Source organism: Halogranum amylolyticum, from assembly GCF_900110465.1.
In the GTDB taxonomy this organism is placed as follows: Archaea; Halobacteriota; Halobacteria; order Halobacteriales; family Haloferacaceae; genus Halogranum; species Halogranum amylolyticum.
Genome location: NZ_FODV01000015.1, coordinates 80,033 through 92,857 on the forward strand (window position 1 = coordinate 80,033; position 12,825 = coordinate 92,857).

Sequence of the window (12,825 nt, forward strand, 5' to 3'; positions counted from 1 at the left end):
GTTAAACATCGGGTCTGACGTCACGGCAGGCGAGGTTTCCGGCTGGGTCTTCCTCGTCGTCTTGGTGACGCTTCCGAGCATCGTCTTTCGCTGGGATCTCCGCGAGACACGCCCGGCGGGTCAGAATGAGGTGGACGAGCGATGAACAGACAAGCACGACACAGATACGAACGGCGACGGTTGCCGCCGAGGAGCGTCGTTGATCGATGACGCTCGATGCTCTCCGAAGACGCGTCCACATTCCGCTCCCATGGGCGGTTACCATCGTCGCCGTAATCACCGTCGGCGTCTTCGCCGGGACGTGGCTTTCGGGGAGCCCAGTGTGTCTCGTCGTCGTCTCGACGCAGGAGTCCTCACCGGCATCGCCCTGACGACGACCGGCCCCGTTCTCAGAACTCGTAGCTTCCGGCTTCTCGCTCACGCCGTCCTCGGTGCGTTCGTTCTCTTCGCCGCGCTCCTGGTCACAGCATTTAGTGCCGCTGCGGGCGCACTGACGCTGTCGTTCGTGAACGTTGTCGTCCTCGGGAGCATCTGGGGACTCGGCGTCACGCTGGTTCTCGCCGGAGTCTTGGTCTTCCTCGAGGCGAATCAGATGCTTCGACGTGTCGCCACGATCGGGCTTGCAATTACGGTCGTCTGGGGACTGGTCGTGGTCATTCTTGTGGGTGGAGTCGTCGCCCACCTCATCGCGGAAGGGTTCGACCTCGCCATCGTCCAAGACCTCCGAGATGATCTCGTTCCGTTTCTTGTCGTCTCTATCGCATTCGTCGTGCTTCCTGTGCTCGTCTTCCACCAAGACCTCAAAGAACTACGGAGTCACGACGCAACTCGGAGGTGATCCCGATTTGATCGACGATTCAGTCGCCAGAAGCGCCAAGACAATCTGTGCGCACGGATCACTCGATCGGTTGGGCTTCGGGGAGCTGATAACTCCCAGTGAGAATCGGCTCACGCGGTTGGTAGAGCCAGACCGTGTAGTTCCATCCCTCCGGCGTGTAGATGCAGTTCGTTGGCGGGAACTGGCGTTGCCGACGCCCATCGCGAGTAATCCGGCGAGACCCGTTCCGCGAAGTGCGATTTGTCGGGTTGCTCGTAGTGGTTCGAAGTCCGATTCTGCGTCAACTGTCGTCTCGTGTGTCTCGTTTCTTATGGGATTGCTTCTCGTTCGTTGTCACTCGACTGGCTCAGCTTTGGGGAACTGATAGAAGCCATAGAGGACCTCGTCGTGCGGTTTGTAGAGCCGGACGTAGTAGACCCAGCCCGCTGGCGTATAGAGGAAGTTCGGTTGGTTGGGGTCGCCACCGAAGTGGATCGTGACGCTGCCGTCGACGTTCCGCTTTGCGTTCTCACTGTTGAGCGAGTACGCATCGTACTGATTCTCCTCGAAGTACAGGTCGTTATTGTAGACGCTGATGTCCCAGAACGCGTCGGCGGGGACGTCCTCGAAGGTAAGCGTGTACGGCGTGTCGCCATCGTTTTGCGGCGGGGATTCATAGAAGAAGAAATTCTCAGACGCTGGCAGCGCGCCCCAGATCCCGGAGCCGATGAAAAACTGAACAGGATCGACCCCGCCTTCGTCGCCGAACGAGTACTCTGGCATTCTACTCCGCGTATTCGCGATTGTTTTAAGCGCCTCGGTGATCACGTCGAGTGAGTCCTGCTCCCAATCGGGAAGCGCTAGCGTTCCCGAGGATGATTGACTCACCGTGATCCTGTCCTGTAGTTCCTGGACTCTCTCTATATCTCCCTGATCGGTCGGATCGACGAACGTCCTGAATCGGACCTGAACGTACCGCGTCTCCATCTGCTCTCGCGTCAGCGTGTACTCGCCGGGCTCGTAGATGACGGCCTTCGTGTACGCGTCCTGATTGACGACGTGCAGTGACTGGTAGCGGTCACCGGTGTCCGGTTTCGTGATGGTCACTGGTTCGGTCAGATCGAAGATTCCGACCGAGGGTAGCACATCGCGATGCTCTACTGCGACGACCTGTTCGTCGACGGGGACCGGTGTTCGATAGTGATAGAACACGCCGAATCCACCCAATTCGGCATAGCTCTCGAAGTACCTGTCTGTCTGTGCGCGGACATAGTTCGTGTAATCGACTGGAACCGAGTCCTCGTTCTCCGTCTCCTGTTGCTGCGCTCGGTGAACTGGTGTCTCTGGCGCCGCATCGTGAGCGCTGGCGCCGCCGCCCATCGCGAGTAAGCCGGCGAGGCCCACCCCGCGAAGTGCGCTTCGGCGAGTTGTTTGCAGCAGTTCGAAGTTCGATTCTACGTCAGCCGTCGTCTCGTGTGTCTCGTTGCGCATGGCTCTGGCTCAGTTATCTGCTTGCTCGAAGGGGAAGACGTGCTTCCAGTCGTCTTTCATACTTGCGACGACCCAACCCCTTTCCGTTGCCACGTCCCTCGTTGGCTGAGAAGACTCGTCGGGCGCCTCACCTACTAGCCCTTCGTCCATACTGTAGTCGTACTCACGCTTGGCGTCGTCGTGGTCGACTAGCATGAGTAGCCGCGGGCCGTCCCCTGCCTCGGTCCACTCGAGCATCTCACGGTCTCCAGCGGAGTTGCCGAACGCCGCGATGGGTCGCCTGCCGATGAACTTGTGAATTCCGACCGGTTTGCCGGCCTCGTCGTTGACGAACTCGACCTCCGGTAACTTCACCAGCACCGGCTCGCCGTCCCGGACCTCGTAGCGGGTCTTCCCGCTCGAGCCGACCACCCGCTCCGGCGGAATCCCGTATGTTGCTTCAGACATCTGTCGCATGAACTCGACGCCACCGCCGGAGACGATGAAGGTCTTGAACTCGTTTGCCCGTAGGAACGAGAGTAGCTCCAGCATTGGCTGATAGGCGAGCTCGGTATAGTGCCGGTCGAAACGCGGATCGCGCGCCGTCTCCAGCCAGTCAGTCACGATCGCCTCGAACTCGTCGGTGGTCATGCCGGCGTGCGTGGCAGCGAGCAGTTCGACCAGCTCTTTCTGACCCAACGCCGCCAGCGCCTCGAGGTCGTTGTCCAGCGCTGCCTCGTAGGGCTGTTCGTTCTCCCATTCCGGGTGCTGGGGTGCCAGCTCTCGTATTCGATCCACTGTAAAAGCGAGCTGGACATACATTGGACGCTCGATCCACAGTGTACCGTCATTGTCGAACACGGCTATGCGCTCGGCGGGCGGCACGAAGTCGGGGGAGTCTGGCGTTGTCACCTTCTCTACGAACGTATGTATTGCCTGCTTGGTCCTGCCGTCGTTCCAGGATGAAAGCGGGTTATCGGTCTCTTTCTGCTTCTGGTAGGCGCTCGTACTTGCAGCAGGTCGTTGGGCCGTGGCGCTGCCCACCCCCAGTGCCAACAACCCTACGAGACCCGTGCCGCGAAGTGCGGTTCTCCGAGTTGTCCATAGCGGTTTGGACTCCGAGTCCGTTGCCGTATCGTGTGTCTCGTTGCTCATGGCTATTGGTTCTCTTTCTCTTATTTTGTCACTCGACTGGCTGGGCGTCGGGGAACTGATAGCCCCCGTCGAGAATCGCTTCGCGTGGCCGATAGAGCCGGACGATGTATTGCCATCCCTCTGGCGTATAGATGAAGTTCGGCTGGTCGGGATCGCCACCGAAGTGGATCGTGACGCTGCCATCATCGCTCTGTTCTGCAGTCACGTTGCTGACCGAGTACGCCTCGTACTCGTTCTCCACGAGAAACCAGTTATTGTCGTAGGCGGTGACCGACCAGAATCCGTCGACGGGAACACTATCCGGCTCCTCAATGGTGAGTGTGTACGGCGTTTCCCCGTCGTTCTGTTCGGGATACCGCATCACGAGTAACGCCTCCGACGGTTCGGGAAGTCCACCCGGGCCGAACGCCACGGAACCGATGTAGTGCTTGACGGGGTCAACCTCGCCGACGTCGCCATAGACGCCTGCTAAGTCGTCCATCGTTCCCCCGACTATGACGAGTGCTTCGTGGAGTTCTTCGAGCGATTCCTGCTCCCAGGTGGGAATTTCGAACGTGCCTGACGATTGTTGACTGACCGTCGTTGCGTCCTGGAGTCTATGGACTTCATTCACATCGTCTGGATTGTTCCGGTCCACAAACGTGCGCATGAGCGCACTGACGTACCGCGTTCCGACCTCGTTCTGCGTCAACGTGTACTCGCCAGGATCGTAGAGAACTCCTTTCACGTACTGGTCTTGGTTGGTAATCACTATCGACTGGTATCGACCCTCCGTGTCTGGTTTCGTGATGGTAAGCGGCTCAGTGAGATCAAATATACCCCACGAGTACAGTGCGTCAGCAATTGGTGCCTTGGGTTGGGTTTGCTGCTCCTCGATGGGTGGGAAATCTCGGTAGTGCTTGAATGCACCCAATCCTTCGTTTTCGACGTGGGATTCGAAGTAGGAATCTGTCTGGGCGCGGACGACGTTCTCCCACGTCACAGGGATCGACTCGTCATCTTCTGACGTCTCGGTCTCATTTTGGCGAGTGTTCGCCTTCGGGGAGTTTTGGCTGGCAGAGACGCCGCCACCACCCATTGCAAGCAATCCGGCGAGACTCACCCCGCGAAGGGCAGTGCGGCGGGTCGCTCGCAGCAGTTTATCGTTCGAGTCAGCTGTCGTGTTGTATGGTTCGTTGCTCATGACTCTGGTTTTCTTTATATTTGGGGTCTGTCAGCACGATCTGCTGAAAACTGATCCTGCAGCAGGCCACCTCTCTGGTTGAAGACGACGTTTGCCACCGTCACTTCTCTGCGGGGACGACCTCGGGCATGTCGTAGGAGCCGTCGACCACCGACCAGCGGGGGCCGTAGAACCGGGCTGCGAAGCGCATACCGCCTTCGGGCGCTGGCAACCAGTTTGTCACCTTCTCGGGAGTGTCAGGTTTCTCGTTTTGGACGTAGATGACGAGTTCGTTGGCTTCGGTGTGTAACTGACCCGTTTCGAGCATGTAGCTGTTAATGCTGTAGCGGTCGAGTTCATTCTCGACGAAGTAGCCCTGCGCGTCGTAGATCGGGACCTCCCAGAACTCGGTGACCGGTGGAAGGTCATCGAGGTCGAACGTGATAGTGTACCGCTTCGATCCGTCCAGTTGCTCGCCGGTTGCGTCCGTGAATCGTAACGCGCCAACGTGCGATTTCAGCGAGTCGGGGCCCGCAAACCCGAAGTCGGCCAAGATGGCCCGATTTAACCAGTCGGTCCTGAAGTCCCCCGTCGGCGCGAGGACTTGCCAGCCATTCATGTCGATCAAGCCCTCCTGACCGGTGGCTCTGACGCGTTCGAACCCGTTCTCGAACCCGGTGGTTAGTGCCGTCTGCACGTCGGTATCGAGGGCGGACCAGTCAAACTCCATTCCCGGGCCGATTCCGACCCGTCCCAACCGATTGAGCATCGCGGACTCCTTGAGCGAGTCGTCGATGAGCGACAAACTCGGGTCGTTCAGAACGAGGCTCAGGAAGGTGAAGAAGTCCGCTGCGGTCTGGGTTTCGACCTGTCGAGTCGTGAGCTCGTTCATCCGCGGGAACGTCTCGTAGTCGCCTGGGACGACCGGTCGCTCCGACTGCGGCACCCCCGAGTGATTGTTGGCGAGCCACTCGCTGAGCGGGGTGATGGTCGTCTGCGCCTGCAAGTCATTGACGTAAGCGATCTCGGATTCGTCCGTGGCGTCACGCAGCGCGTACCGGACGATGGTTAACAGACTCTTCGTCCCTGTCTGGACGACGTCGGTTGCGGCGAAGTCGCCGGGAATCTCGCCGTCGTAGTCGTCCGGCAGGATCAGGTACGACCGCGCGTCAGTCCCGTTGAACTGGTTCCCGGCGTAGAGTGGGTAGATCCCGTACTGGTTCATCATCTGCAGCGAGAAGTACCGGTCGGTGATTTCGGGCATCTCGATGACGACCGGCTCGTCCTGGAGGTCGAGGAAACCCATCCCGTACAGGGTGGTGGCGTTCGGAGTGACGACAGCCTCGAAGTCGGATGTTATCGGTTGGCCATCGTTGGGATAGCCAAATCGATTGATACCCACGAAGACATTGCTGTCCGTCTTCTGTGTGAAGTTGAAGCGCGTCTCGTAGAAGATGACCTGCTGGAGGCCGTAGAGGTACGCGTCTTCTGCAATCGATTCAACCGTGCTATTCTTTTTGTCGCTGTATCCACCTGTTGGATTTCGAGTAGCGGCGACTGTCCCTGTCACTGTCGATCCTCCAAGTGTGAGTCCACCTGCTGCGATTCCTGCTTTTTGCAGCGCCTCGCGACGCGTCAGTTGTGCCATATTGAAGTTCTCCTTTGTGTGTGGATTGTTCGTCTTTGTTCTAGCTCTGTGCGTGTGTGATTCTGGTCTGCTGGCTGCCAGCCACGTGCTTGCTTCACTCGACTGGCTGGGCTTCGGGGAATTGATAGCTCCCGTCGATGATTGGTTTGCGCGGTTGGTAGAGTCGAACGATGTAGTTCCATCCTTCTGGTGTATAGAGGAAGTTCGACTGATTGGGATCGCCACCGAAGTGGATCGTGACACTGCCGTCATCGGCCCGCTCTGCGGTCACATTGTTAATCGAATACGCGTCGTACTCGTTCTGCTCGAGATACCAGTCGCTGTTGTAGACGGTGACCGACCAGAACGCATCGACGGGGACGTCCTTAACGGTGAGTGTGTATGGCGTCGTGCCGTCGTTCTGAGCAGGAGTCCGTTGGAGGCCTAATGCTTCTGATGGCTCCGGAACGCCAGTCCACCCTGCCGTACTGGCGATGAAAAATTTCACGGGGTCGACCTCATCGACGTCACCAAACGCGTACGAGAAGTCGTCTAGTGTGAGTCCGACTGTTATGAGCGCGTCGTTGAGTTGTCTGTATGATTGCTGATCCCAGTTGGGAATCTCGAACGAGCCAGCCGACGATTGCTCCACGACGATCTCGTCTTGGAGCTGCCGGACCTGCTCCAGATCAGCCGGATCGTTCGGATCAACAAACGTGCGAACCACGACGCCAGCATACCGAGTGCCTGTGAGCTCTTGTGTTATCGTGTACTCGCCGGGGTCGGTGGCGTACTTCTTCACGTATTGGTCCTCGTTCTGAACGTTCATCGACCGGTATCGGTCACCGCTGTCTGGTAGTGTGATGGTGACTGGCTCAGTCAAGTCGAAGACCCCGAGTGAGTAGAGTGTGTCACGATTTCCCTGGATACTGAACTGATCCTCGATGGGAGCAAGAGTTCTGAGATGATAGAACTGTCCGAACCCATCACGGTTGACGGCTGTCTGAAAGACAGCATGGCAGTTAGCCCGTGGGTAATTCTCCCAGGTTACTGGGACTGACTCGTCACTTTCTGACGTCTGCTGGTCCGTCTGCGAGGCGTTCCCGCCCACGACGTGTTGGCGGGCGCTGGCGCCGCCGACGCCCATCGCGAATAATCCAGCAAGACCAGTTCCGCGAAGCGTGGTGCGTCGGGTTGCCCGCAGCAGTTCGGCGTGCGATTCAGTCGTCATATCGTCGGTCTCGTTTCTCATGGTTCTGTCTCTTTTGAACGTCAGACAACAACACTGCGACAGCCAACAGATACTCTTGTACGTCGTACCCACCGATAAAATGCTGTCAACATTTTTTCGAATTTCATGATGGATAGACAATAATCTTCGAGGAGAAATTCTGATTCGGTATTGTGTGATGTGTCAGGGCTCTACCGAGCAACTACTGTCTCTCGGTCCCGGCTCTCGCCTCATGCAACATTCGCGCGCTCTATTCAGTACGACCCCAACAAGCTATCAGCGATTGAGGATTTCCACAGGCCAGAAATTCACTATCTTACCATCCCGAAAGCACTTGCATAAGCACTGAACAAGATAACAACAATTGATCATCAATTGAGATACAATACTCTCTAATGAGAACCAGACGCAACCTATTGAAACTGTCACTCGGAACTTCGGTACTGGCTTCTGAATGCTCTGGTGTGGCCCCAGACAGAATGTCTGTTCTTATACTCAATGGGGATGCGAACGCAACAAACCAGTCACTGGTAATGAGAAACCCGGGTGGGGAAGTAGTCTTCGAGGAACAGTTCCAGATTGAACAGGGGAATACAGTATTATTCCCCAAAGAGTTTGAGAGACAGCCATATCAGTTGGAAATCTATCTTGATGGGAAATCCAATGGAACTCTCGAGGCCAGCATGGATTCTCCCGATCGGGGTTGTAGTGAGCCTACAATTTGGATTATCCTACGGGATGAGAGGGCTGAGTTTGAACTAAATTGTACGCTCCCCCCGAATAAATCGGTAATCGAGAATCGAACCCGATAGCGCAAGGAATCGGTTCAATTAATCTAGCTTTGTTGAAACCCACAGAGATTGACAGTAGTGACGTGCTGAATATAGAGGGTATCTACAGCAAAGTAGTAACCTGACAATACATAATACCGCTCCAGCAAATGAGTATAACTGTGGTTGACTCCACGGGAAAGGGTCGCTCAGCCTGGCCAGAGCGCCCACCATCGCGGTGGGTGGCCTGAAAGATGGCCACGATGGTTCAAATCCATCCCCTTTCGTTCTGTTTCCCCTTCTGAACTTCGTTAGTGTAAGAAAAGAAGTTCAGTGACCGACTCGCGCGCTGAGTTCACCTATGGAAATTCTGCTGGCTCAACTAACCACCGCTGGCGATAAAGTTGTTCGGACGATCTCGCTTCTCTCGTTCTTTAACGGCGAGAAACCACTAGACAACGTGGTGATTGAGACTTCCACAACCGGTAGGCGGTCAGAACGAGTTCTGCTATAGCTGTCGCTCACGCTGGCTCCACCCGGCCACTGAGGGACGCCGGACCGGCGTCCCTCAGGTTCCCTTTCTCAGGTGCTCACCCCCGGTGGATCGTAGACTTCCTCCCGGTCAAGCATATGGTAAATCGATACCAGTAGCTTCCGCGCGGTTGCCACGATTGCTTTCTTGGAACTCTTGCGACTCGCCAAGCGGTCGTAGAACCGACGCAAGTACTCGTCGTTGCAAGTGTGAACTGCGACGTACGTACACTGGACGAGGATCCATCGTACCCGTCCTGATCCTCGTTTTGAGATGCCACCCTCGAACCGCGAGTCGCCAGACTCGCGGATCACCGGGTTCAATCCCACGTAACTCACGACTTGTTTGTCCCCGTCGAACCGCTCGATCTCGCCGAGTTCAGCGTAGATCGTCAACGCTGAGTAGTAACTGACACCAGGAATCGTCATCAGCAGCTGGGTCTCCTTCAGAGACCCAGCGCGTTCCTCGATCTCAAGTTCGAGCGACTCGATTTCAGCGGTGAGCGTCTCGATTATCGTCACGTAAGAGTCTAACAACGAGTTCCACGGTGCCGGGAGCGAGAGTTCCCGCAGGAACTCTCGTCCCTCCACACTCAGCGGTTTCACGTCTTCAGTGATACCGTGCTCAGAAAGCAACCCGTGAACTTTGTTCGCGTAGCTGGTTCGGTTTTCGACCAACTTCTGTCGCCCGCGCACGAGTGCGCGGGCTTTCCGAACCTCATCGGTAGGAACATAACTCTCGGGGATGGAGTTGAGCCGAACCAACCGCGCGAGCTGTTTCGCATCAACGCGGTCGGTTTTCTTGTCTGAGTGAGCGATGAGCTTCAGTTTCCCAGGGTTAGCGACAACCACGTCCAAGTACTCTGAAAGAGTATCATGGACGTGGTAGTAATTGCTGGTTGCTTCAATCGCTGCTGTGGCTCCAGCGTAACGCTGGGCGAGGTCGTCGAGGTTCGCGTTTTTGACGCGAACCTCTTCGACAAGCTCACCAGCCTGATCGATTACTGCCACTTGCGCGTACCGCTTGTGTAAGTCGATTCCGAGGTACATGGTTTGTTCCTCCGGCACGCCGGTGCGTGAACAGAAATTCACCTATACGGGCTTTCCCGGATGCCGCCGAGCGGCATCCGGGCTGTCTCGCCCAAGTCTCGGCTTCCTACGCACTCGGACCAGTCAGCACGACGTGCTCTCGGGCACGGAACTCAGCTCGGTCTCTTGCGCCCCATACTTTGTTCACGCTCTCTATGGGTAGCAGAATTTCCATCGAGTCAGCACGGCCACAGAAACCTCACCGAACACTGTCAGAAGCGACGTGCAACAGACAGAGGGTATAGTCAGCACGGACTGACTCTTTTTCTTCCTCGAAATATCGGTGAATCGGCTGAGAGAGACGTATTTTTCAAGATAGGACAGTCGGGACAGGTAATTTAGACCAGATACCTATACGTTTTGCCGACTATCCGTATGTATGCACGTCAACGGTGTCCATCACCTCGTTCTGCTTGTTGACGACGTTCCGGACGGTGAATCATACTACAAAGAACTGTTCGATCTTGGGATACTATTCCGCGAGGCAGCGTTCGATGGTGAACGTGGAACCGTACCAGACGACGTCTCTTGGAACGAAGCTCTTCAAAAAGGAGTCACACCGTATATGTCGTTCCTTGGGCGCGATGGGTTTTACCTCGCAGTCGCCGGTGCATCAGGCCAACAGGGAACTGGCCGACTCGACCACATCGCACTGGCCGTTGATGAGAGAGCATTTGACACAATTACTGAACGTGCCGACGCCCTCGGGTGCAACGTAGAGGAGAACGCTCCCCACCACCGGGTCTTTCTTGACAGGTACGACGTTGAGTGGGAACTGAACGCAAAACCCCGACCACCCGGACAGGCGTTCGACGAATTGAACCTATAGCGGCGCTGGCCTGCGCTTACTGACCCAAGTGACCTCCAGGAGTCTGATTCTTCCTGCTGACTATGCGCCCTGAGTTCAGCATGCCCGCAGGAAGCTACCCAGCCGCTGTCAGAAAGTACGTGCAAGACTCAGAGGGTGAGTTCAGCAAGTCGGTGTTCGCTCGCTTCGTCACCATCAGAAGTATTTTCAAAATCGGCACTTTTTTTTCGAAGTTGTGTCCCCCTCTCGTCGTGCTTTCCTCACCGGTTTGAGTTCCTGCCTACTCACTGTCGCAGGTTGTACCTCCCCCTTCCAGCGCTCTCAAACCCGTATCGGAGAGATTGTCCTGTTGAATATGGACGATAAGGGTCATACAGTTCGAGTACAGGTTCAGTCTTCAGGCGAGACGCTCTACACCACGAGCAAAGAGATACCGCCATCGAACGAGGAGCAGCCCATCATTACTCCTGAAGATGGGCTGCCGACTGGACTCAGAAAATACACCGTTTCGGCTACTCTCGATGGAGGGGAAGATTCGATAGCGAGAACGTATCCAACGAAGGGTGGTGATTGCTACTCAGTGACCGTTCGCGTTGGGACGGATGGGCGATTCAGGGATATGCCGTCCGAATCAGATTTCGAAGGGTGCAGTCAGTAGTAGTCTGTAATTAGCGATACTTCTCGGCCCGTTTCAGCGATAGTGCCGTGGCCGACTTGCGCGCTCTATTCAGCACACCCACAGAGACCTCTCCAGTCACTGTCAGTAGCGGCGTGCAACACTCAGAGGGTGAGTTCAGCAGACTTTGGTTACACAGGGGGTCCGGTAGCAAACTTTACCCAGTAGTATGTTCTACTAAAGAGTATGGCCACGTCAGTGAAAATGGACGACGACACTAAGTCTCGGCTCGAACGGTTACAGGCCGAGATTCGGTTGAAGACAGGCAAGCGAGTGACGCAACAGAAAATCCTCGCACGGCTCGTTGAGCACGCTATCGAGTCCAAGGCAGATCTTATTGACTCGTTCCGAGAGAAACGAGTTCCCCTCGCCGAATCCGAGCGCGAGAAGTTTCACGATGGGATGGTCTCGTCCGGAGTCTCGACGAGCGAAGAAGACATCGACGACGTGCTGTACGGATGAGTGTCTTCGTCGATACTGGCGTGTTCTTTGCGCACCACGATACGGATGCGGATCGGCACGACCAGGCCATCAGTACATTCGACGAGTTGCTTGACGGGGAATACGGACAGCCGTACACGAACGACTACGTTTTCGACGAGACCGTGACCCTCACGCGCGCTCGAACAGGTTCGTTCGAGGCTGCGGACACCGTCGCTAGTCGCATTCTCGGCGAAGACTCCTTCCCTCGTGTCTTCGAGATGATTCACGTCGAACCGGACGACGTTCGGACGTCGCTAGAAACGTTTCGGCGATACGACGACCACGACCTCAGCTTCACTGACGCGACGATAGTCGCTCTGTGTGAGTCGCGTGGTATCGATGCTGTGCTGAGCTTCGACACAGATTTCGATGGCCTCGTAGACCGTATCGAACCAGGATACTAAGTGGTGACTCGCCTGGAGTGTCACACGTAAATCCTGCTGAAGCTGCCAGAACACGCATGGAACAGACAGAGTGTGTCTACCAGATTTGAATCGCATTCTTCGCCAGACCGCGTCGATAGGCAAACACAGCTAAACTGACCCCAAGAAGAACGGCAAGAACCCCGGGAATGAGATACACGATATTCGGAGCGCACTCTCCACCTCCAGAACACAGCTGACGCTGGAATGCGTACCAGACCGCGATACAACCGAGAAGGAGACTGAGACCACCGAATCCCTGGAGAACGCGAGACCAATTCATACTGGACGATTACTCTAGAATTGGAAAATAGCTTCCGCAGAGACAAAGGGCAGTTTGACCGACTTGCGCTCTGAGTTCACCTATGGAAATTCTGCTGGCTCAACTAACCACCGCTGGCGATAAAGTTGTTCGGACGATCTCGCTTCTCTCGTTCTTCAATGGCGAGAAACCACTAGACGACGTGGTGATTGAGACCTCCACACCCGGTAGGCGGTCGGTACGAGCTCTGCGATAGCTGTCGCTCACGCTGGCTCCACCCGGCCACTGAGGGACGCCGGACCGGCGTCCCTCAGGTTCCCTT

At 56.2% G+C, this 12,825-nt stretch carries 11 protein-coding genes and 1 tRNA gene; 6 read left to right on the forward strand and 6 right to left on the reverse strand.

All coding sequences use genetic code 11. From position 1 onward, the window contains the following. Nucleotides 1–206 precede the first annotated feature (206 nt). Both BSG17_RS27205 and BSG17_RS19380 read left to right on the forward strand, forming a co-directional pair. Complete coding sequence (locus BSG17_RS27205) at nt 207–371, forward strand: hypothetical protein (protein ID WP_170864877.1); 165 nt, start codon at nt 207–209, stop codon at nt 369–371. Beyond that, the gene (locus BSG17_RS19380) at nt 323–838 is read left to right on the forward strand and encodes a hypothetical protein (RefSeq protein ID WP_089827043.1); all 516 of its coding nucleotides are present in this window, start codon (nt 323–325) and stop codon (nt 836–838) included. The genes BSG17_RS27205 and BSG17_RS19380 overlap by 49 nt, the downstream gene beginning before the upstream one ends. Nucleotides 839–1,171: 333 nt before the next feature. Here the strand turns inward: BSG17_RS19380 and BSG17_RS19390 are convergent, their stop codons facing one another. From BSG17_RS19390 to BSG17_RS19410, 5 genes are all read right to left on the reverse strand, one after another. Continuing rightward, on the reverse strand, nt 1,172–2,308 hold the full coding sequence (locus BSG17_RS19390) for a DUF1214 domain-containing protein (protein ID WP_089827047.1): 1,137 nt from the start codon (nt 2,306–2,308) through the stop codon (nt 1,172–1,174). Nucleotides 2,309–2,317: 9 nt separating this feature from the next. Continuing rightward, on the reverse strand, nt 2,318–3,442 hold the full coding sequence (locus BSG17_RS19395) for an HAD family hydrolase (protein ID WP_089827049.1): 1,125 nt from the start codon (nt 3,440–3,442) through the stop codon (nt 2,318–2,320). Between the two features lie 28 nt (nt 3,443–3,470). Further along, on the reverse strand, nt 3,471–4,625 hold the full coding sequence (locus tag BSG17_RS19400; protein WP_089827051.1) for a DUF1214 domain-containing protein: 1,155 nt from the start codon (nt 4,623–4,625) through the stop codon (nt 3,471–3,473). 100 nt (nt 4,626–4,725) lie between these two features. Then, the gene (locus BSG17_RS19405; protein ID WP_089827053.1) at nt 4,726–6,252 is read right to left on the reverse strand and encodes a DUF1254 domain-containing protein; all 1,527 of its coding nucleotides are present in this window, start codon (nt 6,250–6,252) and stop codon (nt 4,726–4,728) included. A gap of 94 nt (nt 6,253–6,346) precedes the next feature. Next, nucleotides 6,347–7,483, reverse strand: a complete 1,137-nt coding sequence (locus BSG17_RS19410; RefSeq protein ID WP_089827055.1) for a DUF1214 domain-containing protein — start codon at nt 7,481–7,483, stop codon at nt 6,347–6,349. A 947-nt stretch (nt 7,484–8,430) separates the two neighbouring features. On the opposite strand from BSG17_RS19410, the gene BSG17_RS19415 reads away from it, so the two are divergent. Beyond that, nucleotides 8,431–8,519, forward strand: a tRNA-Arg gene (locus tag BSG17_RS19415). A 295-nt stretch (nt 8,520–8,814) separates the two neighbouring features. Here the strand turns inward: BSG17_RS19415 and BSG17_RS19420 are convergent. Further along, the gene (locus BSG17_RS19420) at nt 8,815–9,813 is read right to left on the reverse strand and encodes an IS110 family RNA-guided transposase (protein ID WP_089827076.1); all 999 of its coding nucleotides are present in this window, start codon (nt 9,811–9,813) and stop codon (nt 8,815–8,817) included. Between the two features lie 418 nt (nt 9,814–10,231). Here BSG17_RS19420 and BSG17_RS19425 point away from each other — a divergent pair, with 418 nt between their 5' ends. From BSG17_RS19425 to BSG17_RS19435, 3 genes are all read left to right on the forward strand, one after another. Continuing rightward, a complete protein-coding gene (locus BSG17_RS19425; RefSeq protein WP_089827057.1) occupies nt 10,232–10,681 on the forward strand; it encodes a VOC family protein in 450 nt (149 codons plus the stop codon). A gap of 841 nt (nt 10,682–11,522) precedes the next feature. Further along, a complete protein-coding gene (locus BSG17_RS19430; protein WP_170864878.1) occupies nt 11,523–11,798 on the forward strand; it encodes a hypothetical protein in 276 nt (91 codons plus the stop codon). After that, complete coding sequence (locus tag BSG17_RS19435) at nt 11,795–12,223, forward strand: type II toxin-antitoxin system VapC family toxin (protein ID WP_089827061.1); 429 nt, start codon at nt 11,795–11,797, stop codon at nt 12,221–12,223. The genes BSG17_RS19430 and BSG17_RS19435 overlap by 4 nt, the downstream gene beginning before the upstream one ends. The last annotated feature ends 602 nt before the right edge of the window (nt 12,224–12,825 follow it).